Source organism: Janthinobacterium sp. FT14W (genome assembly GCF_009208755.1).
Taxonomy (GTDB): Bacteria; Pseudomonadota; Gammaproteobacteria; order Burkholderiales; family Burkholderiaceae_D; genus Janthinobacterium; species Janthinobacterium violaceinigrum.
In genome coordinates, this window is the sequence record NZ_WFLL01000023.1 from 44,296 (window position 1) to 70,790 (window position 26,495).

Sequence of the window (26,495 nt, forward strand, 5' to 3'; positions counted from 1 at the left end):
GATTAGTGAGCTTCCTTGTTATTGTTGTTTGAACCAATCAAATGCTGCACGGCCCGTTCCATTTTCATGAAGCGGGAGCCCTTGATTAATACTGTTGCGTCCGAACGGCCGGACAAATGCGCATCGAGCGCCGCCAGCAAACCGTCGAACTGTTCGAAATACTCCACGACCGTGCCTGATTCCTGGCTGGCGGCAGCCTGCGCCGCATTCACCAGATGGCGCGCCAGGCCGCCCGTCGCCAGCACGTGTTCGATGCCTTTGGCGGCGGCGTAGGCGCCGATCTCTTCGTGGAACTGCTGTCCCTGCGTACCGACTTCGCCCATCTCGCCCAGCACCAGGATGCGCGGTGCCGCGGCCTGCGCCAGCACATCGATGGCCGCGCGCGCCGAATCCGGATTGGCGTTGTAGGTGTCGTCGATGATGGTGGCGCCGTTGGCGGCACGTTTTTTCTGCAGCCGGCCGTTCACGGGCGCGAACGCCTCCAGGCCCTGCTTGATATGTTCGATGGCGATGCCCGCGCCAACGGCGCATGCCGCCGCCGCCAGCGCATTGCGCACATTGTGCTCGCCGGCCGCCTGCAGGCCGACGAAGAACTGGCGCAAGCTGCCATCGGGCGCACGCACGCTGACGAACATGTCGCTGCCAAAATCCTCGGCCGCGCGGTGCGTGCAGCTGACGTCCGCCTCTTTCGACAAGCCGAACGTGATGACGGCGCGCGCGCCGGCCAGTTCGCGCCACAGGGACGTGAATTCGTCGCCGTGCGGGAAGACGGCCACGCCGTCGTCGCCCAGGGCAGCCAGTGCGGCGCCGTTCTCGCGCGCCACCGCTTCCACCGTATGCATGAATTCCTGGTGCTCGCGCTGCGCATTGTTGACCATCGCCAGGGTCGGCGCGGCAATCGCCGCCAGGCGGGCGATCTCGCCCGGATGGTTCATGCCCATCTCGATGACGGCCGCCTTGTGCTCTTCATTCAAGCGGAAAAGCGTCAAGGGCACGCCGATTTCATTATTCAGGTTGCCGCGCGTGGCCAGCCGTCCCTCGTCGCCAAAGGCTGCTGCCAGGATCGACGAAATCATCTCCTTGACGGTGGTCTTGCCATTGCTGCCGGTGACGCCGATGACGGGCAGGCTGAAACGGCGGCGCCAGTGATTGGCGATGCGGCCCAGCGCCGCCAGGGTATCGGCGACCACGATGGCGGGCACCTTGCTGCTGTCCCAGCCTTCGGGCAGGCGTTCGACCACCACGGCGGCGACGCCGCTGGCGGCCACCTGCTCCAGAAAATCGTGGGCGTCGAAACTCTCGCCGCGCAGTGCCACGAACAGCGAGCCGGCCGGCGCGCTGCGGCTGTCCGTGGATACGCCGGAAAAACTGGCGTCGCCCGTCTGCTGCGCGCCGTGCAGCGATGGCATCAGTTCCGTCAGGGTTGCGTGCATGAGGCGATCCATCAATTCGTCCTCATCATCGTCAGGCGCGCGGACAAGGCCAGCTGCGCATGGTCGGCATCGGAGAACGGCAGTTTCTTGCCCTTGATTTCCTGGTACGGCTCATGGCCCTTGCCCGCCAGCAGGATCACGTCCGGCTTGGCGGCGTGCTTGATGGCTGACAGGATCGCGGCGGCACGGTCTTCGATGGCCTGCGGCTGCGGGCCGTCGGCACGCATGCCGGCGACGATCTGCGCGATGATGGCGTGCGGATCTTCGCTGCGCGGATTGTCGCTGGTGACCAGCACGTGATCGGCCAGCTGCGCGATGGCGCCCATCTGCGGACGCTTGCCCGGATCGCGGTCGCCGCCGCAGCCAAACACGCACCACAGCTGGCCGCCCCGTTCCTGCGCCACCTGGCGCAAGGCGGACAGGGTTTTTTCCAGGGCGTCCGGCGTGTGCGCGTAGTCGATGACGACCATCGGCGCTTCCTGGCCGCCCACCTGCTGCATGCGGCCCGGGGCCGGCTGCAGCGATTCGATGCCGTCGATGGCGGCGCGCAGGCCGGTGCCGTGCGCCAGCAAGGCGCCCAGCACGGCCAGCGCATTGCTGATATTGAAGTGCCCCACCAGCTGCGTCTTGATCAGCGCCACGCCCAGCGCGCATTCCAGGTGGAAGTCGGTGCCGGCATTGCGGCTGCGGAACTGGCTGGCGCGCAGCATCAGCACGCCCGGCAAATCGGGCAAGGCCGCGGCATCCTGCAGGGTATAGCCGATGACCGGATACTCGCCTGCCAGCTTGCCGTCCACATGGCGGACCAGGCGCAAGCCCATGGGGTCGTCCAGGTTGATGACGGCCGTTTTCAGGCCGGGCCAGTCGAACAGTTTGACTTTGGCCGCCTCGTAGGCTGCCATGTCGCCATGGTAGTCGAGGTGGTCGCGCGTCAGATTGGTAAACATGGCGACATCGAAATGCATGCCGGCCGCGCGTTCCTGGTCCAGGCCGATCGACGACACTTCGATGGCAACGGCCTTGGCGCCGGCATCGCGCATGGCGGCCAGCTTGCGCGCCAGCAGCACCGCATCGGGCGTGGTGTAGCCGGTCACGTCGAATTCGATGGCGCCGCGCGGCTTGCACAGGCCCACGCCCAGGGTGCCGATGACGGACGACGTTTCGCCCAGGCGTGCCAGGGCCTGCGCCAGCCACAGCGCGCACGAGGTCTTGCCGTTCGTGCCCGTGACGCCGGCGCTGAACATGGCGCTGTCGGGCATGTCGTAAACAGCATGCGCCACGGGGCCAGCCAGGCGTTTCAGGTCGCCGACCAGCAGATGCGGCACATTCCATGCGGCGTTCCATTCAACGGCGTCATGCACGATGGCGGCGGCGCCCTGCTCGATGGCGGCGTCGATGAAATGGGTGGCGTTCGCATAGGCGAAAAACACGTCGCCGCGCTGCACGCGGCGCGAGTCGGACGTCAGCTGCCCGGACGGGGCAGCCGCTTTGATCCACAAACTGATGTCTTGTATGGTCATGAGTGACTTCACATGGCCTCCGGACCGGCATTGGCCGGGACCACGATTTCGGTAACGGAGGAATCGGGCGGTACGTTCATCGCGCGCAGCGCGTTGGTCGCAATCGCCGCGAAAGCGGGAGCGGCAACCTGGCCGCCATAGTGGGCAGGGCCGGTCGGTTCATCGATCATCACGGCAATGATGAAGCGCGGCGCCGACATCGGCACCATGCCCACGAACGAGCCGATATATTTGCGCGGCATCGCATAGCGGCCGTTTTCCACTTTGTACGCGGTACCCGTCTTGCCGCCCACGCGGTAGCCGGCGACCTGCGCGCGCTTGGCCGAGCCGTGCGCGCCGGAGACCACCAGTTCCAGCATGGCGCGCATTTCGGCGGCCGTCTTCGGCTTGATCACCTGCTGGCCCACGGGCAGTTCATTGACCTTCTGGAACGACAGGGGGATCGTGTCGCCATCGCGCGCGAACATCATGTAGGAGCGCGCCAGCTGGATCAGCGAGACGGAAATGCCGTTACCGTAGCTCATGGTCGCCTGTTCCACCGGGCGCCACGATTTATAGGGACGCACGCGGCCGGCCACGGCGCCGGGGAAGCCCCATTTCGGCTGCTGGCCGAAGCCCACCTTGGTAAACATTTCCCACATTTCCTGCGACGGCATGCCCAGCGCGATCTTCGAGGTGCCGATATTCGACGACATTTCGATGATTTCGGAGACATTGATCACGCCGTGCGGCTTGGTGTCGGTAATCGTGCGGTCGGCGATGGTGTAGCGGCCCGGCCCAGTGTCGATCAGGGTGCCCGGCTTGACCCGGCCCGTATCGAGCGCCAGCGACACCGTGATCGGCTTCAGGGTCGAACCGGGCTCGAACGTGTCGGTCATGACGCGGTTGCGCAGCTGCTGGCCCGTGAGCTTGCGGCGGTCGTTCGGGTCGTAGCTGGGGTAATTGGCCAGGGCCAGCACTTCGCCCGTGTGCACGTCGAGCACCACGGCGCCGCCGGCCTTCGCATTGAACTTTTCCACCGCTTCCTTCAGCTGCGTGAAGGCGATGTACTGGATCTTGCTGTCGACGGACAGGGTCAGGTCCTTGCCGTCGTGCGGTTCGTGGATGAAGCCGATGTCTTCAACGATGTGGCCCAGACGGTCCTTGATCACGCGGCGGCTGCCGGTGGTGCCGACCAGGGTTTTCTGCTGCGCCAGCTCCATGCTTTCCTGGCCCACGTCTTCCACGTTGGTAAAGCCCACCACGTGGGTCATCACTTCGCCCTGTGGATAAAAGCGCTTGTATTCCTTGCGTTCGTCGATGCCGTCGATGCCCAGCTTGGAGATCTTGTCGGCCACGTCCATCTCGACCTGGCGTTTCAGGTAAACGAAGCTGCGGTCCGAATCGAGCTTCTTGCGCAATTCGTTGACGTTCATTTCCAGCAGGCCGGCCAGCGCATTGATTTTCTCGGGCGACGCCTGCAGCACGTCGTCGGGAATCGCCCAGATGGCCTTCACGGGCACGGACGAAGCGAGCACCTGGCCGTTGCGGTCGGTGATCTTGCCGCGCGTGGCCGGCAGTTCCAGGGTACGCTCGTAGCGCGCCTTGCCCTGCTTCTGCAAAAACTGCGTCGACACGCCCTGCAGCCACAGGGCGCGCGCGCCCAGGCCGGCGAATGCGAAGAACAGCAGGAACAGCACGACGCGCGAACGCCAGACGGGCAGGCGCACCGCCAGTACGGGGTTCTTCGAGAATGGCACGCCTTTCGATGCCGCCACCCGGCCGTTGCTGTTACCGCCCAACTTCATTATTCGCCCTCCGTCAGGTATTGCGTCCGTGCCGCCGTCAATGGCGTCATGCTCAGGTCGCGCCGTGCAATCGCCTCGATGCGTTCATGCTTGCCCAGGGTGGACTGGTCCAGCTGCAGCTGCGCCCAGTCGATGTCGAGCTGGCGCGACAGCGCTTGCGCGCGTTCCAGGTCGATCAGCAGGTGGCGCGACTGGTACTGCGCGTTCACCAGCGACAGGCCGCAGCACACCAGCAGGGCCGACAGCACGACACACAGCTTGCCAGTCATCGGGCGCCGCCATGTGCAGGGGCGGCCAGCGGCAGGCGCTGCGCCACGCGCATCACGGCCGAACGCGAGCGGGGATTGCCCTCGATCTCGGCGTCGGACGGCTTCATCTTCGAAATCAGCTTCATTTCCGGCTGCGGCAAGTCCACCGCGCGGATCGGCAGGCGGCGGTCAGGCTGCTCCACGTTCGCCTTCGAGGCGAAGAAGCGCTTGACCATGCGGTCTTCCAGCGAATGAAAACTGATCACGGCCATGCGCGCGCCGGGCGCCAGGCAGGCATAGGCCTGGTTCAGACCGATCTCGAGATCCTCGAGCTCTTTGTTAATGAAAATGCGTATGGCCTGAAAGGTGCGGGTAGCGGGGTCCTTACCCTTCTCGCGGGTCTTGACGGCGCCTGCCACGATGCCGGCAAGCTGTCGTGTGCTTGAAATTGGCTGGACTGCCCGGCCAGCAACAATCGCCTTTGCAATCTGAAAAGCAAACCGTTCTTCCCCATAATCGCGTATCACTTTCTCTAAATTCTGCTCGGTTTCCACCGCCAGCCATTCGGCCGCGGAGATGCCGCGCGTGGTATCCATGCGCATGTCCAGCGGTCCGTCGTTGCGGAAGCTGAAACCGCGCGCCGCGTCGTCGACCTGCGGCGACGAGATGCCCAGATCGAGCAGGATGCCGTCCACTTGCTGCACGCCGCGCGCGGCCAGGCTGGCCGTCATGGTGGCAAAGCTGTCATGGACGATTTCAAAGCGGGAGTCGCCGATCTGTTCGGCCGTGGCGATCGCCTGCAAGTCCTTGTCGAAGCCGATCAGGCGCGCATCGGCGGCCAGGCGCGACAGGATCAGACGGCTATGGCCGCCGCGGCCAAACGTGCCGTCGACGTAAACGCCATGCGCGCGGTCGCCCGTCAGGTCGAGCGCATCGACCGCTTCATCGAGCAGCACCGTGCGATGCTGAAATTCCGGCACCGTGAGTTGTGTCATTACGGAGCCTTAGAAAGAAAAATTGGAAAGTACATCGGGGGTGCCGGCATCGATCGCCTGCTGTTCTTTGTCGGCCAACTTGGCGGCATCCCATATTTCAAAGTGACTGCCCATGCCGATCATCATGACTTCGCGCGCCAGTCCCACGGCGTTACGCAATTCAGGCGAGATCAGCACGCGGCCGGCCGAGTCCAGCTCGACGTCCACGGCGTTGCCGAGGAAGATGCGCTGCCAGGCGCGCGCCGACATGGGCCAGGCGGCGATTTGCTGGCGGTGGCTTTCCCACACGGGACGGGGGAAAAACAGCAGGCAGCCATCGGGGTGTTTGGTCAGGGTCAAGCGGCCTTCGCATTGAATCGCCAGCGCGTCACGGTGCTTGGCAGGGATAGACATCCTGCCTTTGGCATCGAGATTGATTGCGGACGCGCCTTGAAACACGAAAGACCTTTTTTGAGCTTGGGTTGCGACGCTTGCGCATCATGATGAAAAGGGAAAATTTCCCACAAAAACACACTTTTTCACACAGTTGCCCACTTTAGAGGAAGCAAAGATAGTGGTCAAGCGGTTTCCGATTGGCAAAACAGGAATTTTATTAATGAAATTAAGGACTTAGCGCATATCGTTGAAGGAGTCTCAAATAAAAATATATCGATAAATTAGATACTTATGGAAGATAGTGAATGTGCTACCTCATCTGCACACATGTGTTTTCCTACCGTAAACATCGAAAAAAACGAAATCGAAAAATTGAATTTTTTACAGTTAGTTGACACATGACAATATTTTCGTCATCCGGACACAACAGTAATCATCGGCTGCAAAAGACTTGGTTTCAGGCAAAGAAAAATCCTCCGTGCCGCATACCACCCCTGTTTTCCGGGCCTGGCCTGCAGCGGAAAAACTATTTTTGCAATGCAGCAATTAATTAGAACGAAGAAACTTTAACCAATTGTTCACTTTAGTTGTATATACAACTTTATCTTGATTGCTATACTTTTAGAAACAAAAAAAGCCCCGTTGCGGGGGCTTTTGGGTGGCGCGCAGCGGGCAAACCGCTGCGGCCGGTATGCTCCCCGGCAAGCCAGGGAGCAGGAATTCAAGTGAAGCAGGCCGGTAGGCCGGATTTTGTTACGGCACCTTCCCTTGCAGGTTGGCGCTATGACAGTCATTCCTCTAGGCGCCAGATTACTCGGGCGCTCAAGCTTTCTACCCGCACGCTCCGCGAGCAGCATCATCGCGTGCCTATTTGAAATTGCACCAGGTGGAGGTTACCGCGTTTCACCGTAACTTAATACGCTCGTCTCTGTGGCCCTATTCCTCGCCTTATACCTTGCGGCTTTCGGCGGACGGCCGTTAACCGTCACCCCGCTCTATGGAGTCCGGACCTTCCTCCCGCCAGCGCATTGCTGCGCCGGCCAGCGACTGTCTGGCCTGCTTCACCCGCCATTGTACCGCGCCGCAGCATGTTTCTGCAAAAAGGCCTGCGCAGGCGCCGCGCGCCCGCGCCGCCGCCCCGGCCCGGGAGATTGTGTAATTCGGTGTCGCCATTTCAAAAGCCGGGCCAAATCGGCTCACATAGAATGGGGCAAGCTGCTTGCATGCAAGCGCATGCGTACCGCTTGCCCCACTTCTTTGCCACCCAACTAGAATATAAAGAGCCGAACATGACGCAACAATCCCGTACCGGCGGCCAGATCCTGGTCGATGCCCTGCAGATCCACGGTGTCGACACCGCTTTTGGCGTGCCTGGCGAAAGCTACCTGGACGTGCTCGACGCCCTGCACGATTCGGGCATCCGCTTCATCATCAACCGCCAGGAAGGCGGCGCCGCCTTCATGGCCGAAGCCTACGGCAAGCTGACGGGCAAGCCGGGCATCTGCTTCGTAACGCGGGGACCGGGCGCCACCAACGCCTCGATCGGCGTGCACACGGCCTACCAGGATTCCACGCCGATGATTCTGTTCATCGGCCAGGTGGGCAACGATTTCGTCGACCGCGAAGCGTTCCAGGAAATCGACTACCGCCGCATGTACGGCCAGATGGCCAAATGGGTGGCGCAGATCGACCGTGCCGAGCGCATTCCCGAATACCTGGCGCGCGCCTTCCAGGTGGCCACCAGCGGCCGACCCGGCCCCGTCGTGCTGGCCTTGCCGGAAGACATGCTCATTTCGCTGGCCACGGTGGCCGACACGCGCGCCTACCAGCCCGTGCAGGCGGCCCCATCGGATGCGCAGCTGCAGCAGCTGCGCGCCATGCTGGCCACCGCGAAGCGGCCGCTGGTCTTGCTGGGCGGCACCACCTGGACGCCGCAGGCGTGCGCCGACCTGCAACAGTTTGCCGAAACGAATCACTTGCCCGTCGCCTGCGCCTTCCGCTTCCAGGACTTGCTCGACAATGCCCACCCGAACTACATCGGCGATGTGGGCATCGGCATCAACCCGAAACTGGCCGCGCGCGTGAAAAATGCCGACCTCGTCATCGCCATCGGCCCCCGCCTGGGCGAAATGACGACGGGCGGCTACACCCTGTTCGACTCGCCCGTGCCGCGCCAGCGCCTCGTGCACATCCATACGGATGCCGAAGAGCTGGGCAGCGTTTACCAGGCAGAACTGATGATCAACAGCGGCATGCCGCAAGTGTGCGCCATGCTGGCCGCCATGGAACCCGTCGACGCGTCCGCCTGGCTGCATACGCCGGCCGAAGCGAAGGCCGAACTGGCTGCCTACCAGGAGCAGCCGCCCATCTTCCGGGATGGCCAGGCGCCGCTGGACCTGTGGCAAGTCACGCAGGAGATCATGGCGCAGGCGCCCGCGGACACCATCCTGACGAACGGCGCCGGCAATTACGCCTCGTGGGCGCACCGCTTCTACCGCTACGGCGGCATGCGCACGCAGCTGGCGCCCACCAACGGCGCCATGGGCTATGGCGTGCCGTCCGGCGTGGCGGCGAAGATCGTGCATCCGGAGCGCACCGTGATCACCTTTGCCGGCGATGGCGAATACATGATGAATGGCCAGGAACTGGCCACAGCAGTGCAATACCAGGCGGGCGTGGTCATCATCGTCTTCAATAACCAGATGTTCGGCACCATCCGCATGCACCAGGAGCGCGACTACCCGGGTCGCGTCTCGGGCACGACCCTGCACAACCCGGATTTTGCGGCGCTGGCGCAAGCATATGGCGCGCATGGCGAAGTGGTGAATACGACGGAAGAGTTCGCCCCTGCCCTGCAACGGGCGCTGGCGCACGCCAGAGCCAACAACTTGCCGGCCCTGATCGAGCTGCGCTACGACGGCAACCTGATCACGCCGAACGCCACCCTGGCCACCATCCGCGCCACGGCGGAAAAGGCGCAGGCGGCCAAGTAAGTCCGTTTCAGCACTACAAACAACAAGGCCCGGTCGATACCGGGCCTTTTTCATTGTCAGACAGTCAAAACGCTTACGCGACAGGCGCCTCGGCGCCGTCCTGCGCCGGCGCGGGCGGCGCGGGCGGGCATGGCGTGCAATGCTTCAGGGGACGGGCGAAATCGCGCACGCGGCTCAATTTCATGGGCATGCGCACATTGCCGCCGCAGTAATCGCCTTCCAGGGTCAGGGTCTGCCCATCCTTGGAAAACTTGCCGACGATGGTGCGCTCTTCGCTGTCGGCACCGGCGATGGTGAAGTCGAAGGCGCCCGTGGCCGCGTCCAGGTTGACGTCGTTGGCGACGATGGGCCAGCTCAGGGCGCCGGCCGTGAATTCATAGATGACGGAATCGGCCTCGGCAAAGCGGTGCAGGGTGACGCGCTGGCCGCCGATTTCACCGCTATCCTTTTGCAGGCACAGGTCCGAATAGACGGCCACGCCATAGCGCTCCAGTCCGGCCGGTTTCTTGCCCTTGGCCGCGGCAAAAGCGGCACCCGTGGCGCTGGCGAGCAACAAGGCGGCCAGCATGGCGGCCAGGCGCGGCGATGTGTATGGATACATGGCATTCCTTTACTGTAGTGACGGCAACATTATAACTGCGCCATCAATGCAAAAACGCGCCCCCAGGACTAGCCTGGAGACGCGTTTCCTTGCTTATCAGCATCCCCGAAGGGATGCTGGCAGCGGTACTAAGCTTCGCTTGCGCGAATATTAGAACGAGTGACGAACGCCAACGTTGAAGGCTTTATCGCCCGTACCAACATTGCTGTTGTTACCAACGGTGTAGCCAGCGTTGTTTTTGTTCTTGATTTTAGCGTACGAAGCGTAGGTGCTGGTGCGCTTCGACAGAGCGTACGAGTAGCCCAGTGCCCATTGATCAGCGTCAGCGTTGGCAGCGGTTTTGTCGTTCGTGCGGATGAACGAAGCCATTACGGTGCCAGCTGGGCCAACAGGTACGGTTGCGCCGACCAGGATGTTGTTGCTGTCGATGCTAGGAGCTGCCGATGCTTGGGTCAGGCTGTAAGCAAAGCGGTCTGCATTGTTGTGGTTTGCGCTGTTTGCGCCTTTGTTCACGCCGTATGCAACGTAAGCTTTAGCAACTGCGAAGTCGTAGTTAGCTGCAGCCAACCAGTTACGGCCGCTACCGGCTTCGGTCGTTGCGGTGTCGTTGCTGGTGTTGTTGTATGCCAGACGAGCATTCAAAGGACCATTGCTGTAACCAACCGACGCGCCGATTTTGCGGCCGATTTTGTTCGAGTCAGCGTTTTCGCCGAAGGTGTACGCTACGTCGCCGTCAAAACCGTTGAAGTTTGGCGAGGTGTACAGCACGGTGTTGCTGGTGCGGGTGTTCGATGGGAACAAGTTCTTGGCCGAACCAGCGTAGCCAGCTGCGAATGGGTCAGCAACTTTCGACAGGGTGTTGTACCAAGGGGTGTATTGACGACCCAGGGTCAGGGTACCGGTCGTTTTGCTGCTCAGACCAACGTAAGCTTGACGATTGAACAAGGTACCTGCAACGTCTTGTTGACCGTTGTCAACGCTGAAGCCCGATTCCAACAGGAACAGAGCCGACAGGCCGCTGCCCAGATCTTCGGTGCCTTTGAAGCCCAGACGGGAAGCCGAAGCAACGCCGCTGTCCAGTTTGTTAACGTTGCCGTTAACGCCGCCGCGCTCGCTGACGAAACCAGCGTCAACGGTACCGTAGATAACAACGCTCGATTGAGCTTGGGCTACGCCAGTGGCTGCTGCCAGAACTGCCAGGGTGATCAGAGTTTTTTTCATTGCAATTTCCTTTAATTTTTGAAGCAAAAAGTAATACAGCCTATGCATCTCGAGCTGCGCTCTAGCAGAGCGCTTTTTATGAGTGAGGGCAAGGTCTCCACCTGCCACATTGCTGTTCCGGTCAGGGGAACATTCATATCGGTATCGGCACGCTATTGCACCGATAAGCTTGAAGGCTGCATAACGACCGTCATTCGTGCGCCATTTCGGGTGCTCAAAGGGCACCGGAAGCGGCACTATAACGACCGTTTCACATTCCATCAAGTTCCAACATGTTACTTCCGGTACCAGGCCGGGGGCTTTTTCAGGCATCCCGACCATCGCCAACCGTACTACGCGACAGAGCCAGTGCCCCTTGCCAACCAATGCATTGGCCTGATTGACTATTCCATCATAGCGCATGGCTTGCTGGCACCCGTTGTATTAGTGCAACAGTATCAGGCGAGTGATTAAAACGTCAACATGCTTTACCCATCATTTGCCCTGCATCATTTACGCGACAAAGCGCGCAATTTGTCAGGCGATAATGGATAAACGGGACGAAGCATACACGGCATCGCCAATGTTTGCTGCCGGATGCCCAAAAACGGGAAATATCGCGCCCTGTTTTGGTGCGTTGCCGCATTATTCAGGGGCGTAGGCGCCATTTCGCACGTCGGCGCGGGCGGCCGGAAAATAGGCAGAATATCAACACAATTACTGACTTTTCAGTAATTTAAATTGCTCACATAGAAATGTTTTCCATGTTTTTCTGCACAAGAGTCCGCTACCGGCATGGAACGGATGAGGACGACTCTTGCTTGCAAATTGCGCATCAGTTGAAACAATTTCTTACAATGTTGCCTTCTCAATATTTCGACATATTTGTGTCAAAAAAACGACACATTGATCGAAATCAAGTTTTCCGCTGCCCGATTTCACACAATTTACTTTTTCTTTTTTCTATTTTTTGCTTAAAAGCATCAACAGACAGGCTTAACGCTGGCTGGCCCGCCGGAGCAGGCGCATGAAAGGGCCCAGCAATGGCAGTTTTTCATACAATTCTTCCGCGGCATCCCAATAATCGCGGTGCACGACCACCCGTCCCTGCCCATCGAAACGGATATGGCTTGCGCCGCGAATACATTGTTCGCCAGATACCAAGCGTTTCATGCGAAAGCGAAACTCCCACGTCAGGAACGCTTGCTCTCCCTGCACCAGGCTTTCCAGCACGACAAACCGCGGCGCATCGACTTGCACGAACATGTGCTCGAAGATGGCCAGGATAGCCGCATGCCCCACGACGTCGTTGAACGGGTCCTTGAAACGGGCGTCCGGCGCGTACAAGGCGTTCAGCTGCACCAGGCTTTCCAGGCTCAGCTCCTCGTAGAACGCCACCAGGCGCGCCAGCGCGCCCTCGCCCTTCCCCGCATCCTGCATGCTTGTAGTCATAGGCCCGTCACCTTGCGGATCAGCCAAAAGTACGCGCGGTACGGCAAGAGCCGCGCCAGGCGCAGGGTATTGGTAAAGCGTTTGGGAAAGTGGATGTGAAACTGGCCCCGCTCGATGCCGTCGAGCATGGCGGCGGCAGCGTCGCGCGCCGTCATCAGGGCCGGCATCTTGAAATCATTGCCCGCCGTCAAAGGCGTGGCGACAAAACCGGGATTGATTTGATACACATCAATGCCGCGCCCATGCAAATCCAAATACAGCGACTCCGTCAGATTGATCAGCGCCGCCTTGCTGGCACCGTACGCGAGCGCCTTGGGCAAGCCGCCATAGCCGGCCACGGAGGCAACGATGCCGATGCCGCCGCTACCTTGTTGCAACAACCACGGCAAGGCTTGCTCCAGGCAATTGAACACGCCGCCCACATTCAGGGCCAGCAAGCCCTGCGCCGCCTCGAGGTCAAAACTATCGGCGCGCATGGCCTGATAGCCGCCAGCCACCACCAGGATCAAATCGATATGCGACCATTGCTGCCGCAGCTCGCCGCACACGGCCCGCACTTGCAGGGGCTGGGTGATATCGAGCGGCAATGCCTGCGCCAGCGGCTGGCCCACGCACAGCTGCTCCAGGCTGGCCCGATGGCGGGCCGACAGGGCCACGCAGGCGCCCTGCTCCAGCAGCAAGGCGGCGCACGCGGCGCCGATGCCGCTGGAAGCGCCGATGATCCACACGCGCTTGCCCGCCCAGATGGCGATCTTGCGGTTCATGGGACGGCCCGCGGCTGTTGGCGGACGCGGCAGCATGTCATGAGGCGCATGCGCGATTCTCCAGGTGGTCACTATATATATGTTGCAAGGGCGCGCGCCACAGCAGCAGCGCCGCCAGCAGTTTCAAGGCGCAGGGCAGCAAGGCGTAGGCCGCCGCCAGGGCCGGCAAACCGCCACCCTGTCCCGGCACATAGCCGAGCCAGGCCAGCAGGGGCAAGGCGATGCCGGCCGCCAGCGCCAGACTCATCTGCACGCCCCAGTTCCACCAGCCGAAATACGCCGCTTCATGCCGCCCGGCATGGCCCGCCGCGCCGATCAGCCCCGCCAGCAAGGCTGGCGGCAAGGCCAGGTCGGCGCCCAGCGCCAGGCCCGACAGCAGGCAGATGCCGGCAAAACCCCAGGCGGCGCCCGTGCCAAGGCCGTACGCCCAGACAAACACGCTGGCCGCCAGCAGCATGGCGCCGCCCCAGGCGCGCGCCTCGCCAAAGCGGCGCGCCAGGGCCACCCACAAAGGCATGGAGGCGGCCGCCGCGCAAAAATATACGATCAGGAACGGCCCCGCGTAATGGTCCAGGCGCAGAAAATCGCCGGCAAAGAACAAAAACAGGGTGGCGGGGATGGCAGCGGCCACGCCATTGACGAGCAAGACGGCGAACAGCCAGCGAAACGCGCGCTGGCGAAATGGCAGCCGCCAGCCGCCGCGGGGTGCTGCCGCCGTGATGCCGGACACAGCCGGACGCGGCGCGCGCGCCAGCAGCAGCGCGCCCGCCGCCAGCAGGCAGACGGCAAAGGCCAGCGACAAGCCGTCATAGCCGAGCACGGAAGTCAGTCCCGCCGCCAGGATCACGCCCAGCAAGCCGCAGCCTTCGCGCACGGCCGCCACCCGCGCACGCTGCGCGCGCGCCTGGCTCAAGGCCGCGCCCCAGCTCTGGTGCGCGATGCCGGCCAGGCCATAGGCGGCGTAAACGAGCAGCAAGGCGGCCAGGAACCAGGCCAGGGTGGCCGCTGGCGGCATGGCAGGCGGATGGAACAGGGCGCCAAAACCCAGCAGCAGCAAGGGCAGCGAGGCGGCGATGAGCGCGGCATAGCTGCGCCCGCCGCGCGCCATCCAGGCGCCCAGGGCCGGGTCGATGAAGGCGGCCGCGATGCGGGCCGCCAGCAGCACGGCGCCGATCTGCGCCAGATCAAGGCTGCTGCGCTGCGCATAAAACGGCGCCACATATATATAGATGGGCAGCGCCAGCATGGCCAGCGGCAAGCCGAACAGGCCGTAGTGGAACAGGGCCGGCAAGCTCAAAGCGCTGGCCCCGGCATTCATGGCAGCGGCGCCGCATGCTGCAGCAGGGCGCCGCGCAGCTTCGGCGCCGTCGTATCTGGCGACAGCCAGATGGCGAAGAAGGCGCGCGCGAAGTCGCCGTCGCTCACGTCGGCCAGCACCTTGCCATCGAGGTAAAAGCGCACGCCGGGCGCGATGCCGGCACGGTAGGCCCCCGCGATGCGCTGGTCTTCCTTGACGTCAGGAAAGATGCGCTGCATGGTGGCCAGCCACGCCAGCCGCTGCTCCGGCGTGCCCGCGCCGATTTTCTGCATCTGTTCGTAGCTGGCTTCGGCGATCTTCCTGCCGTCGAGCGAACGCGCATAGCGCAATTCCAGCACGAATGGCGCCGTGGCCGACGCCGCGCCCTGGTATCCCTGCGCGCCCACCCACAGCTGGGCCCGGTAAATACGCATGCCGAACCAGGTATAGTCGCCCTCGCCCGCCAGCCGGGCTTCGGGCACGTCGGCCGCGACAAAGGCCGGCGGGGCGGCCTGGGCCGAGGCGCCCGACATGAAGAATGACAGACAGAACAAAACGAGCAGGCGGCGCATGATTACTCCTTGACCAAGGTAAATTGCATGACATCCGTATTGTGCGCCTGAAAAGCGGCCTCGCAATACGCGAGGTAAAACTCCCAGGTCAGCAGGAAACGGCCATCGAAACCCTGCTTTTCCAGCGCCACGCGCTGGGCCAGGAAGCTGGCGCGCCACTGGCGCAGGGTTTCCGCGTAATCGAGGCCAAAGCTGAAGGCATCCACCACGCGCAAGCCCTGCGCCTGGGCCGCGCGGCGAAACTCGGCGGGCGATGGCAGCATGCCGCCCGGAAAAATGTATTGCTGGATGAAGTCAGTGCTCTTGCTGTAGCGCTCGAACAAGGCGTCGGCGATGACGATGGTCTGGATGCAGGCGCGTCCGCCCTGCTTCAGGTTGCGCGCCACGCATGCGAAATAGCCGGGCCAGTAGCTTTGTCCCACGGCTTCGAACATCTCGATCGAGGCGATGGCGTCGTACTGGCCATGGCTGTCGCGGTAGTCGCGCAGTTGCAGGTCGGCCTGCGCCGCCAGGCCCGCGTCCTGCAGGCGCTGGCGCGCATACGCGAGCTGCTCGGTCGACAAGGTCAGGCCCGTCACGTGGGCGCCGTAGTCGCGCGCCGCCGCTTCCGCAAAACCACCCCAGCCGCAGCCGATTTCCAGCACGCGCTGGCCCCGCTGCGGCTGCAGCTGCAGCTGCTCCGCGATGCGCGCGTATTTCGCGCCCTGCGCCTGCTCCAGGCTGGCGCCCTCGGTGAACAGGGCGCTCGAATACGTCATCGACGGGTCCAGCCACAGCTGGTAAAAGGCGTTGCCGATGTCGTAATGGGCGTGGATATTCTTCTTGCTGCCGGCGCGCGAATTGCGATGCAGCAGATGGCGCACCTTATAGATCAGGTTGCCCCACCAGTTACCGTAGATCAGGGACTCGATGTGCGCGCGGTTGCGTATCATCAATTCTATCAGGCCCGGCAAATTGTCCGTGCGCCAGTCGCCCGCGATAAACGTTTCGGCAAAACCGATGTCGCCCGAGCGCAGGACAGCCGAACACAGGCGCCAGTTGTGCAAGTCCAGGGTGACGGGATGGCTGCCGTCGCCGTACAGCAGGATGCTGCCGTCCGGCGTGCGCAGGCGCAGGGCGCCGTATTGCAATTTTTCCAGCAGGCGCACGATCATGCGCCCGGAAGCGGGCAAGTCCAGGTGCGTATGATCGGGCATGTGGGCAGGACGTGCGCTGCTGCGCGCATGCATGCCGGTCGGCAGGGAATCAGAGCTCATCGGGACACCTTTTCTTGTGGGGGCAGCGGTTTGCTGAAAAACGGCACGCGGCGCAGCCACAGGCGCAAAGCCTGCCAATGGATGCGCGCCATCACGCCAAACGTCATCAGGGGATAGCGCAGCAAGGCCCAGGCCATGGCGCCATCGCGCAGCGGCTGCGCCGTGCCGGACAAGCTCGTCTGCAGCAGCGGACCGTCGAGGTCGTCGTAATCGACCCGGGCCAGGTGGCGTTCGCCCCCCTTGTCGTTGTTGCGCAGGAAACGGAAACGGTATTGGCCTTCCACCTTGCAAAACGGCGATACGTGGAAGATTTTCCTGGCGACCAGTTCGCTGCCATACGCGATGGCGCCGCCCTGTTCGAGCAAGTACAGATGGCGCTCGCCGAAGGTATTGCGCACATCGCACACCACGGCGCGCAGCGCGCCGTCCGGGCGGTGGCAAAACCAGAAGCTGACGGGATTGAACACATAGCCGAACAGGCGCGGCATGGTCTGCAGCCAGATTTCGCCGCCCGCGTCATCCACGCCGTGCTGGCGCAGGAGGCCGTCGATCCAGTCCAGCAGCGGCGCCGCGCCATCGCCATGGTCGCTGTCGCGGAAGGACAGCAGATTGACGCCGTTGCGCGAAATCAAGCGGGCGGGAAAATCCTGCGCGCCCATGCTGCGCAGGGGCAGGCGCAGATAGAACATGCCGTAACTGAACGCATGCGCGCGCGGACGCAGCCGCGCGTGGCGCACCCGTCCCAGGCACAGCTGGGGCTGGGCCGGCACGGGCAGTGAAGGATCACGCGGCATGGCCGAGCTCCGCCGACGCCAGGCCCAGCAGGCTTTGCGCCACGCCCAGGCCCGACTTCAAGCCGTCCTCATGGAAGCCGTAGCCCGTCCAGGCGCCCGCGAACCACGTGTGCTGCGCGCCCTGGAAGCCGGCCAGGCGCGCCTGGGCCGCAATGGCCGCGCCATCGAACACGGGGTGGGCATAGCAAAACGCGTCGATGATGCTCGCCGGATCGGGCTCGTCCAGGGGATTGAGCGAGACGATGACGGGCGTCGCAAAGGGCAAGGGCTGCAGCTGGTTCAGCAAATAATGCACGCATACCTGCGGCGCGGCGCCTTCCTCCACGGCCGGCCTGCCCTGGTAGTTCCAGGCCGACCAGGCCTTGCGGCGCCGCGGCAGGCAGCTGGCATCCGTGTGCAGCACGGCCCGGTTCGGCTGGTAGCGCACGGCTTCGAGCACGGAGCGCTCGTCGTCACGGATATCGCCCAGCAGGGCCAGCGACTGGTCGCTGTGGCAAGCGAGCACCACGTGATCGGCATGTTCGACGCCGGCGGCCGTGTGCAGCTCGACCATGCGCGCGCCACCGTGCGGCTGGCGGCGCACGGCCAGCACGGGGCAAGCCAGGCGCTGCTGCGCAATGCCCGCCAGCAGTTTTTCCACGTACACGCGCGAGCCGCCGCGCACCGTGCGCCATTGCGGCCGGTCATTCACTTGCAGCAAGCCATGGTTGTGGCAGAAACGGATGAAGGTCGCCAGGGGAAAGGCCAGCATCTGGCGCGCCGGACAGGACCAGATGCAGGCAGCCATCGGCAACAGATACCAGTGACGGAATTCCTCGCCATAGCCGTGCAGGTCGAGGAATTGCCCCAGCGACAGGGCCGGCGCCGGCGAGGCGGCCGTGGCCAGCGCGCTGGCCTGGCGGTTGAAGCGCACGATGTCGCGCAGCATGCGCAAGAAAGCGGGGCGCAGCAGATTGCTGCGCTGGGCGAACACGGTGTCCAGGCTGGCGCCCGCCCATTCCAGCACGCGGGCACCGGGCGCGGCGCCCAGCGGCATCTTCACGGAAAACGACATATCGCTGTCGGCCGCCTCGACACCCAGTTCCTGGAACAGTTGCACCAGGTTCGGATACGTGGCGTGGTTAAACACGAGAAAGCCCGTGTCGACCCCATGCGTGACGCCATCGCGCGTGACATCGACCGTATGGCTGTGCCCGCCAAAATACGCACCCGCCTCATACAAGGTCACATCCTGGCCCGCCTGCGCCAGCCGATAGGCACACGACAACCCTGCAATTCCCGCACCGACGACGGCGATTTTCATGAGCGCACCTGTGTTATGTTTGTCCTGGACAGACTCATCGATAGTCAGTCAAATATTGATCTGTGTCAATGAGGCTGCGCATCCGTTCAAAACTTATACGCAGACAATTTCCAATCGGATTCAGCTATTTGGTACGGGGCGGTGGAAGGCGTAAAATGCCAGATATGATCTTTCGGCACGCGTGTACGTCCCCTGGTATGGATACTGACCTGCAACTCTCTCCTGCCTTCAGCATCAGCGATGTCGAGCGCGACACCGGGCTGGCCAAGGAAACCTTGCGTGTCTGGGAGCGCCGCTACGCGTTTCCCCAGCCCCAGCGCGATGCGTTTGGCGAACGCAGCTACCCCGCCGAGCAAGTGCAAAAATTGCGCATGGTCAAGCGCCTGCTGGACCTCGGATTTCGTCCGGGCAAAATCATGCAGCACAGCACCCTGCAACTGCAGCAGCTGGCCAGCGCGGGCGCCACGCCGCCACCGGCGCCGGCGCCGCAACTCGAACACTACCTGGCCCTGTGCCGCGGGCACCAGATGGCGGAACTGGGCAATGCCCTGCGCCAGGCGCTGGCCGTGCTGGGCTTGAAGGCGTTCACCATCGACGTCATCGCCCCCCTCACCGCCATGGTGGGCGAAGCGTGGGCCTGCGGCGACCTGGCCGTGTACGAAGAGCATCTATATAGCGAAACCTTGCAGACGGTGATGCGCCACGCCATTTTTTCCCTGCCACAAGCCAGCAGCCCGTCCACCCGCACGCCGCGCATCGTGCTCAGCACCTTGCCGCAGGAACGCCATGGCCTGGGCCTGCTGATGGCCGAAGCGCTGTGTACGGCGGCGGGCGCCCACTGCATGTCGCTGGGGGTGGAAACGCCGCTGACCGACATCGTCGCGGCCGCCCGCGCGCAGCGGGCCGACATCGTGGCCCTGTCGTTTTCCAGCGCCAGCAAGCGGCGGCAGACGCGCGACAGCCTGCAGCAGCTGCACGCGAGCTTGCAGCCAGGCATGGAATTGTGGGCGGGCGGACGCAGTCCCGCCTTGTCCAGGCAGCCGCCGCCCTTCCTGCATGTGCTGGACTTGCGGCAAGTCGAGGAAAGCATCGCCGACTGGCGCCGCCGCCATCAGGCGCAGGCGCTGCAAACCCACTGAACCGGCTGGAAAGCGCGGCAATTGCGGCGATCTTCGTGGATAGCGGCGCAATGTTGCCAATCGAACAGTAAAGCATGAAGGGCCGGGCGCGCTCTGGTAGAATAGCCAGTAACAACAGTGTCCGGCGCCGCCGGGCCTTAGGTCAGCACCCGCCACCACACATCCATGTTTAGTTTCTTCAAGAAAAAACCCATCACTCCCGAGGCTACGCCAGCCGAGCCCCCCGTTCTTCCTGCCGCCACGCCGCCTGCCGTGCCGGCAGCTGCTCCCGCCGCTGCGCCGCTGAGCGGTGCGCCGGCCGAGCTCGTGCCCGTGATCGTGGCCGCCGAACCCGAGAAAAAATCGTGGATGACGCGCCTGAAGGCGGGCCTGTCGAAGACCTCGAATACCCTGTCCGTGCTGTTCGTCGGCGCAAAGATCGACGACGCCCTGTACGAAGAGCTGGAAGCGGCGCTGCTGATGTCCGACGCGGGCATCGACGCCACGGAATTCCTGCTCACGGAATTGAAGAAAAAGGTCAAGGAAGACAAGCTGCTCGACGCGGCCGCCGTCAAGGCGGCGCTGAAAGTGCTGCTGATCGAGCTGCTCTTGCCGCTGGAAAAACGCTTCGAGCTGGGCCGCCACAAGCCGCTGGTGATGATGATTTCCGGCGTGAATGGCGCCGGCAAGACCACCACCATCGGCAAGCTGGCCAAGCACATGCAGTCGAACAACCAGTCCGTGCTGCTGGCCGCGGGCGACACCTTCCGCGCCGCCGCGCGCGAGCAGCTGATGGTCTGGGGCGAGCGCAACAACGTCACCGTGATTTCGCAGGAATCGGGCGATCCGGCCGCCGTGGCCTACGACTCCGTGCAATCGGCCAAGGCGCGCGGCATCGACGTGGTCATGGTCGACACGGCGGGCCGCTTGCCGACGCAGTTGCATCTGATGGAAGAATTGAAGAAAATCAAGCGCGTGATCGGCAAGGGCATGGATGGCGCGCCGCATGAAACCCTGCTCGTCATCGACGGCAATACGGGCCAGAACGCCCTCACGCAAGTGAAAGCCTTCGATGATGCCCTGCAGTTGAGCGGCCTGGTGATCACCAAGCTGGACGGTACCGCCAAGGGCGGCGTGCTGGCGGCGATCGCCCGCGTGCGCCCCGTCCCCGTGTATTTCATCGGCATCGGTGAGAAAATTGAAGACTTGCAGCCTTTCGTGGCTGCCGAATTTGTCGAAGCGCTGCTCGGATAAGCCTATACATGATTGAATTTCAGCACGTCTCCAAGCAATACTCCCCCGACGCCGTGGCGCTCAGCGACATTTCGCTCAGTATTGCCAAGGGCGAGCTGGTCTTCCTGGCCGGCCCCTCGGGCGCCGGCAAGTCCACCCTGCTGAAAATGATCGCCGCCATGGAACGCCCCACGTCGGGCAAGCTGATCGTCAATGGCCAGGACATGGCAAAGATCAAGCCGGCCGGCGTGCCCTTCCTGCGCCGCAACATGGGCCTGATCTTCCAGCAGCAGAAATTGCTCAACGACCGCTCCATCCTGGCCAATGTCATGCTGCCGCTGCTCGTCGTGGGCGCCCACAAGGCGGCCGCCGAACAGCGCGCGCGCGCCGCGCTCGACAAGGTGGGCTTGCTGGACCGCGCCATGGCGCGTCCCCTGTCGCTGTCGGGCGGCGAGCAGCAGCGCGTGTCGATCGCGCGCGCCATCGTCAACCGGCCGCAGATCATCCTGGCCGACGAACCGACGGCCAACCTGGACCGCGCCAGCGCCAACAAGGTGCTCGACGCCCTGAAGGCGTTCCACTCGGTGGGCGTGACCTGCCTCATTTCCAGCCATGACGAACAGATGCTCGACGCCGCCGCCCGCGTGATCCACCTGAAAAACGGCCAGCTGGTGGCCATCGACAAGGCCACGCAGGCGCCCGTGTTTGCGCCGCCCGATCCCGATTTCGCCCCCGGCCTGGATGACGGCGAAGGAGAACAGGCATGAGAGGCTGGTTCCGTCAACACCGCTTCGCGCTGGGCTCGGCGCTGATTCATCTGCGCAAGTCGCCGGGCGGCTTCCTATTGAACGTGCTCGTCGTCGCCATCGCCCTGTCGCTGCCGTTCGCCGGCTTGACCATGCTCGACAATGTGCGTCCCATGTCGGAACAGATGTCCGTCGACCCGGAAATCAGCGTTTTCCTGAAGATCGACACGCCGCGCGAGCAAGCCGTAGGCCTGGCCGGCGCCATGCGCAAGATCGTCGGCGAGCAGAAGGCGAAGATCGTCTTCATCCCGCGCGAGCAGGCGCTGGACTCGCTGAAAAACAAGAATGGCCTGGCCGACGTGCTCAGCACCCTGGGCGACAATCCCCTGCCCGACAGCTATGTGCTGAAACTCGACGCCTTCAGCAGCGCCAGCGAGGCGCAGGACGTCGATGCGGTGGCGGAACAGTTGCGCCACTTGCCCGGCGTGGAATCGGCGCAAGTCGATTCGGCCTGGGTCAAGCGCCTGGCCGCCCTGCTGGGCGTGCTGCGCCTGGTGCTGCTGCTGCTGGCCATTACCCTGGGCGTGGCCGTGATCGCCGTGGTCTTCAACACCATCCGCCTGCAGGTGATGCAGCAGCGCGATGAAATCAGCATCTCGAAATTGATCGGCGCCACCGACACCTTCATCCACCGCCCCTTCTATTACACGGGCGCCCTGCTGGGCCTGTGCGCGGGCGCGCTGGCCCTGGGCGCCGTGGCGCTGGCCTTGCAGCCGCTCAATACGGCAATTGCCGAGTTTGCCCGTTTGTACGCATCCGAATTCCAGCTGGTGCCGCTGGCGCCGCTGCCGATGGCCGGCTTGCTGGCCGTCAGCGCCGGCCTGGGCCTGATCGGCGCCTTCCTCTGCGTGCAGCGCCACCTGGCGCGCCTGAACTGACCTTCCCTCCCATGGCGGCGCCCCCGGCGCCGCCATGCGCCCCATCCCCTTGTTTTTTTGCTATTCACCCCCTACTGTGGTGATATTGATATTTAGCAAGTATTCTTAAGGTTCGCTTCAGCTTGCGGCCGTAGACTAGCCATGTTGTCGTGAAGCGCCGTGCAGCCCTGGCGGGCACGGCCCGGCAGGTACACGCGGCAGTGCCCATGCACCCTGGCGGCGCGTTTTAGATAAAGTATTAATTAATAAATCGCCATAGTATTTAGGCTATCAGGACGATTAAATGTGCTGATTGGCACTCTCAAGCAGAGAGTGCTAATATAGGGACATACCAGCAGCAGAACCGCCATGGACGCCAGATGTAGATGGTGCCGCGATCTGCGAAGTGCAAGACCGAATACGCAAAAACGAAGATACAAGCTGCCATGTCGTGTGACATGGCCAACTGGAACAAAGCAAGACTACGAGGGAGAAAACATGACTATGATGTCCGCAACGTCCGCATTGGTTCCGACCAAAAGTAATGCGCTGGGCCTCGGGTTCACCGGTAATCTGGGCAATATCGACGCCTATATCTCGGCCGTGAACCGTCTGCCCATGTTGACCCATGACGAAGAAATTTCGCTGGCGAAACGCCTGCGTGAAAAAAATGACCTGGCCGCCGCGCAAGAGCTGGTGCTGTCGCACCTGCGCCTGGTGGTCTCGATTGCCCGCGGCTACCTGGGCTATGGCTTGCCGCACGCCGACCTGATTCAGGAAGGCAATATCGGCTTGATGAAAGCCGTGAAACGTTTCGATCCGGACCAGGGCGTGCGCCTGGTGTCGTACGCCATGCACTGGGTGAAAGCCGAGATGCATGAGTACATCCTGAAAAACTGGCGCCTGGTCAAGGTGGCAACGACGAAGGCACAGCGCAAGCTGTTCTTCAACCTGCGCAGCCACAAGACGGGCCTGGACGCGATGACGCCGAAGCAGATCGATGCGCTGGCCAAGCTGCTCGACGTGAAGCGCGAAGAAGTGATTGAAATGGAAACCCGCCTGAGCGGCCGCGACATCGCGCTGGAATCGCCGACCGACGATGAAGACGACAAGTTTTCGCCGATCGCCTACCTGTCGTCGGAGCAAAGCGAGCCGACCAAGGTGCTGGAAGCGGAACAAGTGACGCGCCTGCAATCGGAAGGCCTGGAAACGGCACTGTCCAAGCTGGACGCCCGTTCGCGCCGCATCATCGAAGCGCGCTGGCTGGCCAACGACGACGGTTCCGGCGCCACCCTGCACGCACTGGCTGAAGAGTTCGGCGTATCGGCCGAGCGCATCCGCCAGATCGAAGTGGCGGCGCTGAAAAAAATGAAGGGCGCGCTGGCGGCCTACGTGTAATCGCAAGCAATGCCGCAATGTAAAAGGCGCCGCAAGGCGCCTTTTAGTTTTAAACCTTGATGTTTATCAACAGATAAACATTGTCAGCCGTTACGCTGCAGCCAAGCCCTTGGTGATCAGCTCGGCGACGACTTCATTCAGATCCGCGCCGCGCTCCTTGGCCAGGGTCTGCAATTGCAAGACCAGATCGCTGTTCAGCTTGACGGCGAATGGCACCAGGCCCAGAGCCTGATCGCGCTTGCGCTGCTCGCGGCGGTCGACGACCACCGCTTCCTTACCGAATGCACCGGCGCCGGGAACATTCATCTTTCCCATCAGTTTCTTGGCATCGCTTTTGGCCAGGTCGGTTTTTTTCATGGTTGTTTCCTGATTTTCAAAACAGCCATTCTACGCAGTAATCGGCGCGCCGCGTGGCCGGCGCGTCAATTCCTCCGCAGCACGCCAACGGCGCGCCGGAAAAATATCATTTTGTTACTATCATTTTCATCTTGCGCGTGGATGCCACGCCGAAGACGCTCTCTCTGAAAGGAAAAGCATGCCTTACCTGACCCGATCTTGCCGTAGCCTCTTACTTCCCCTGTTCCTTGCCTGCCTGGCCGTGCTGGCCGGCTGCGGCGCGGCCGGCAGCGCCGGCGACGCGGAAAACACGCCGCGCAGCGTCACCCACGTGCTCTCGCCGGGCGAACAGGTGGCCATCACGGCCACCGATACGCTGAAACTGGAGCGCGTCAACGACAGCCGCTGCCGCAAGGGCGCCGTGTGCGTGTGGAAAGGCTACGTCAGCTACAGTTTCAGCTTGCTCAACAGCGCTGGCGCCACGGACATCGTCCTGTCCGACTCCATGCCCGGCGCGGCCAGTTCCGTCACCGTCAAGCACCTGACGTTCACCCTGCTCGACGTCGACCCGGCCACGCCGCCCGCCCTGAACGCGGCCGAGCCCACCTACCGGGTCAAGGTCAAGATCACGCAGGGCGCGCTGCCCCGCTAAGCATCGTGGCGCCGCTGGCTGTCGGCGGGCGCCTGTTGCCGGTCCAGCATGCCGTAATCGCGCACCACGGCGGCGATGCGCAGCCGGTAGTCGTCAAACACGCCGTGCCGGCCCGCCGACTGGGCCGCGCGGTGCGCTTCCAGCTGCCGCCACTGCGCCAGCGCCGCCTCGTCGCGGAAAAACGATAGCGACAGCAATTTGCCCGGCTCGCTCAGGCTGCTGAAACGCTCGATGGAAATGAAACCATCGACCTCGTCGAGCAAAGGCCGCAGCGCGGCGGCCAGATCCAGATACTGCTGGCGCCCTGCGGCGCTGGGCCAGACTTCGAATATCACGGCAATCATGTCATTTCTCCTGGGCTAAATACGGGGATGCGCGCGTTCAGCGACGGCAGATAACGCCATGCCAGCGGCATACTGGCCAGCCCGTCGGCCCACGCCTGCAGGCAGGCCGCGGCGATGGTCTGCGCGATGGACTGCCCCGGACAAACGTGGCGGCCATGGCCAAAGCCAGGCAGCGCCAGCCCGGGCCGTTGCAGCAGGAAACGGCCCGGCTCGGCATACGCGCCGGCATCGTGGCAAGCGCTGGCCAGCACCACCACGATCATCTGTCCCTGCGGTATGAGCACGCCATTAAAATCCGCATCCTGCGCCGTGTAGCGGCGCGTGTTGTGGATGGCCGGATCGTGCCGGCTCGCTTCGCGCAGCATGGCCGGCCATGGGCGGGGCGCAGCACCCAGCTGCGGCAGTAACTGCGGCTGCGCGCGCAAGGCCACGATGGCATTGCCCAGCAAGCCGGCCGTGGCCTCGCAAGTCTGCGACAGCAAACCCGCCAGGTTGGCCAGCACGGCGCCCGACGCATGCCAGCCTGCCTGCCGCGCGCCGGACACGACATCGTCGAGCAAGCTGCCGGGAAGCGCCGTCCCTTCGCGCAGCAGAGCGGTAAAACCTTGCAGCAAGGCGTCGGCCGCCATTTGCGCGCCGGCCAGCTGCGCGCCATTGCTCAGCGGCGACAGGCAGGCGACAAAATCACGCGTCCAGGCAGCCAGCGCCGGCCATTGCGCCGGCGCAAAGCCCAGCAAGTCCGCCATGACGTACAAGGGCAGCTCGAACAACGCAGCATTGAGCTGGACGGCGCTGCCGGGAACGCGGTCGCCGGCCAGCTGCGCCACCCGCCCCTGCAGGCGCGCCAGCACCTGTTTCGGCACGGCATGCCGCTCGCCATCGTTCATGCGCACCAGTTCGGCAAAGATCGCGCCGCACGGCGTACCTGCCAGGTTGGGCGGCACGGCCTGCCCGGGCGGGCGCACGCGGCAGGCGGGATGCTCGAGCACGGCCCGCACGCCGGCTGCCCCCGTCGCCAGCCAGCAGCCGAGCGCGGCATCGAAGCGCAGCGGCGGACCGTCCGCCAGGCGGCGATAGTAGTCGTAGGGCGCCGCGTGGGTGACGGCGGCAATCGGGTGAAGCGGATCGGTGAGCGGCATGCGCATTCCATTGCAGTAAGGT

At 63.2% G+C, this 26,495-nt stretch carries 25 protein-coding genes and 1 other RNA gene; 7 read left to right on the plus strand and 19 right to left on the minus strand.

Translation table 11 applies throughout. The annotated features are described in order from the left end of the window. Positions 1–2: 2 nt before the first annotated feature. The 7 genes from GCN74_RS16435 to rnpB form a co-directional block, all read right to left on the minus strand. Positions 3–1,433 carry a UDP-N-acetylmuramoyl-tripeptide--D-alanyl-D-alanine ligase gene (locus GCN74_RS16435; protein ID WP_152257678.1) on the minus strand — a complete coding sequence of 477 codons (1,431 nt, stop codon included), beginning with the start codon at positions 1,431–1,433 and terminating at the stop codon, positions 3–5. 11 nt (positions 1,434–1,444) lie between these two features. Beyond that, positions 1,445–2,953, minus strand: a complete 1,509-nt coding sequence (locus GCN74_RS16440) for a UDP-N-acetylmuramoyl-L-alanyl-D-glutamate--2,6-diaminopimelate ligase (RefSeq protein WP_152257679.1) — start codon at positions 2,951–2,953, stop codon at positions 1,445–1,447. Positions 2,954–2,961: 8 nt separating this feature from the next. After that, complete coding sequence (locus GCN74_RS16445; protein ID WP_034748891.1) at positions 2,962–4,740, minus strand: peptidoglycan D,D-transpeptidase FtsI family protein; 1,779 nt, start codon at positions 4,738–4,740, stop codon at positions 2,962–2,964. Then, a complete protein-coding gene (ftsL, locus tag GCN74_RS16450) occupies positions 4,740–5,009 on the minus strand; it encodes a cell division protein FtsL (protein ID WP_010394930.1) in 270 nt (89 codons plus the stop codon). Before ftsL ends, GCN74_RS16445 begins: the two co-directional genes overlap by 1 nt. Then, the gene (rsmH, locus tag GCN74_RS16455) at positions 5,006–5,983 is read right to left on the minus strand and encodes a 16S rRNA (cytosine(1402)-N(4))-methyltransferase RsmH (protein ID WP_152257680.1); all 978 of its coding nucleotides are present in this window, start codon (positions 5,981–5,983) and stop codon (positions 5,006–5,008) included. Before rsmH ends, ftsL begins: the two co-directional genes overlap by 4 nt. Before the next feature lie 9 nt (positions 5,984–5,992). Continuing rightward, entirely contained in the window at positions 5,993–6,421 is a 429-nt protein-coding gene (gene mraZ, locus GCN74_RS16460; RefSeq protein WP_034748899.1) for a division/cell wall cluster transcriptional repressor MraZ, read from the minus strand. Between the two features lie 660 nt (positions 6,422–7,081). Next, positions 7,082–7,421: RNase P RNA component class A (gene rnpB, locus GCN74_RS16465), an RNA gene on the minus strand. Positions 7,422–7,647: 226 nt separating this feature from the next. Here rnpB and GCN74_RS16470 point away from each other — a divergent pair. Next, a complete protein-coding gene (locus tag GCN74_RS16470) occupies positions 7,648–9,351 on the plus strand; it encodes a thiamine pyrophosphate-binding protein (RefSeq protein WP_152257681.1) in 1,704 nt (567 codons plus the stop codon). Positions 9,352–9,424: 73 nt separating this feature from the next. Here GCN74_RS16470 and GCN74_RS16475 read toward each other — a convergent pair whose 3' ends face one another. The 9 genes from GCN74_RS16475 to GCN74_RS16515 all read right to left on the minus strand — a co-directional run bounded on the left by GCN74_RS16475 (position 9,425) and on the right by GCN74_RS16515 (position 18,590). Then, positions 9,425–9,952, minus strand: coding sequence for a hypothetical protein (locus tag GCN74_RS16475; protein WP_152257682.1), 528 nt, complete (start codon positions 9,950–9,952; stop codon positions 9,425–9,427). Between the two features lie 150 nt (positions 9,953–10,102). Continuing rightward, entirely contained in the window at positions 10,103–11,575 is a 1,473-nt protein-coding gene (locus GCN74_RS16480) for a porin (protein ID WP_319633465.1), read from the minus strand. Positions 11,576–12,148: 573 nt separating this feature from the next. Continuing rightward, positions 12,149–12,604, minus strand: a complete 456-nt coding sequence (locus GCN74_RS16485; protein ID WP_152257683.1) for a nuclear transport factor 2 family protein — start codon at positions 12,602–12,604, stop codon at positions 12,149–12,151. After that, positions 12,601–13,368 carry an SDR family NAD(P)-dependent oxidoreductase gene (locus GCN74_RS16490; protein ID WP_152257684.1) on the minus strand — a complete coding sequence of 256 codons (768 nt, stop codon included), beginning with the start codon at positions 13,366–13,368 and terminating at the stop codon, positions 12,601–12,603. The genes GCN74_RS16485 and GCN74_RS16490 overlap by 4 nt, the downstream gene beginning before the upstream one ends. 37 nt (positions 13,369–13,405) lie before the next feature. Further along, positions 13,406–14,686, minus strand: a complete 1,281-nt coding sequence (locus tag GCN74_RS16495) for an MFS transporter (protein WP_152257685.1) — start codon at positions 14,684–14,686, stop codon at positions 13,406–13,408. Then, entirely contained in the window at positions 14,683–15,237 is a 555-nt protein-coding gene (locus GCN74_RS16500; RefSeq protein WP_152257686.1) for a chalcone isomerase family protein, read from the minus strand. The genes GCN74_RS16495 and GCN74_RS16500 overlap by 4 nt, the downstream gene beginning before the upstream one ends. Positions 15,238–15,239: 2 nt before the next feature. Then, positions 15,240–16,466 (minus strand): SAM-dependent methyltransferase, encoded by a 1,227-nt coding sequence (locus GCN74_RS16505; RefSeq protein ID WP_193317120.1) that lies wholly within the window; start codon positions 16,464–16,466, stop codon positions 15,240–15,242. Positions 16,467–16,489: 23 nt separating this feature from the next. After that, positions 16,490–17,287 (minus strand): DUF1365 domain-containing protein, encoded by a 798-nt coding sequence (locus GCN74_RS16510; protein ID WP_152257687.1) that lies wholly within the window; start codon positions 17,285–17,287, stop codon positions 16,490–16,492. After that, positions 17,277–18,590 (minus strand): NAD(P)/FAD-dependent oxidoreductase, encoded by a 1,314-nt coding sequence (locus tag GCN74_RS16515; protein ID WP_152257688.1) that lies wholly within the window; start codon positions 18,588–18,590, stop codon positions 17,277–17,279. The genes GCN74_RS16510 and GCN74_RS16515 overlap by 11 nt, the downstream gene beginning before the upstream one ends. 197 nt (positions 18,591–18,787) lie before the next feature. On the opposite strand from GCN74_RS16515, the gene GCN74_RS16520 reads away from it, so the two are divergent. From GCN74_RS16520 to rpoH, 5 genes are all read left to right on the plus strand, one after another. Further along, on the plus strand, positions 18,788–19,729 hold the full coding sequence (locus GCN74_RS16520; protein WP_152257689.1) for a MerR family transcriptional regulator: 942 nt from the start codon (positions 18,788–18,790) through the stop codon (positions 19,727–19,729). A 165-nt stretch (positions 19,730–19,894) separates the two neighbouring features. Further along, entirely contained in the window at positions 19,895–20,962 is a 1,068-nt protein-coding gene (ftsY, locus tag GCN74_RS16525) for a signal recognition particle-docking protein FtsY (RefSeq protein WP_152257690.1), read from the plus strand. A gap of 8 nt (positions 20,963–20,970) precedes the next feature. Beyond that, positions 20,971–21,708, plus strand: a complete 738-nt coding sequence (locus tag GCN74_RS16530; protein ID WP_152257691.1) for a cell division ATP-binding protein FtsE — start codon at positions 20,971–20,973, stop codon at positions 21,706–21,708. Next, on the plus strand, positions 21,705–22,625 hold the full coding sequence (ftsX, locus tag GCN74_RS16535) for a permease-like cell division protein FtsX (RefSeq protein WP_099665445.1): 921 nt from the start codon (positions 21,705–21,707) through the stop codon (positions 22,623–22,625). Before GCN74_RS16530 ends, ftsX begins: the two co-directional genes overlap by 4 nt. A gap of 483 nt (positions 22,626–23,108) precedes the next feature. Next, positions 23,109–24,002 carry an RNA polymerase sigma factor RpoH gene (gene rpoH / locus GCN74_RS16540; protein ID WP_070222520.1) on the plus strand — a complete coding sequence of 298 codons (894 nt, stop codon included), beginning with the start codon at positions 23,109–23,111 and terminating at the stop codon, positions 24,000–24,002. Positions 24,003–24,092: 90 nt separating this feature from the next. Here the strand turns inward: rpoH and GCN74_RS16545 are convergent, their stop codons facing one another. After that, positions 24,093–24,359, minus strand: coding sequence for a hypothetical protein (locus GCN74_RS16545; protein WP_152257692.1), 267 nt, complete (start codon positions 24,357–24,359; stop codon positions 24,093–24,095). A gap of 178 nt (positions 24,360–24,537) precedes the next feature. Between GCN74_RS16545 and GCN74_RS16550 the strand changes: the two genes are divergently transcribed. Further along, positions 24,538–24,990 carry a hypothetical protein gene (locus GCN74_RS16550; RefSeq protein ID WP_152257693.1) on the plus strand — a complete coding sequence of 151 codons (453 nt, stop codon included), beginning with the start codon at positions 24,538–24,540 and terminating at the stop codon, positions 24,988–24,990. On the opposite strand, the gene GCN74_RS16555 is transcribed toward GCN74_RS16550, so the two are convergent. Both GCN74_RS16555 and GCN74_RS16560 read right to left on the minus strand, forming a co-directional pair. Further along, positions 24,987–25,334: an antibiotic biosynthesis monooxygenase family protein gene (locus GCN74_RS16555; RefSeq protein ID WP_152257694.1), complete on the minus strand. Its 348-nt coding sequence runs from the start codon at positions 25,332–25,334 to the stop codon at positions 24,987–24,989. The genes GCN74_RS16550 and GCN74_RS16555 overlap by 4 nt on opposite strands. Continuing rightward, positions 25,331–26,473 carry a cytochrome P450 gene (locus GCN74_RS16560; RefSeq protein WP_152257695.1) on the minus strand — a complete coding sequence of 381 codons (1,143 nt, stop codon included), beginning with the start codon at positions 26,471–26,473 and terminating at the stop codon, positions 25,331–25,333. The genes GCN74_RS16555 and GCN74_RS16560 overlap by 4 nt, the downstream gene beginning before the upstream one ends. Positions 26,474–26,495 lie beyond the last annotated feature (22 nt).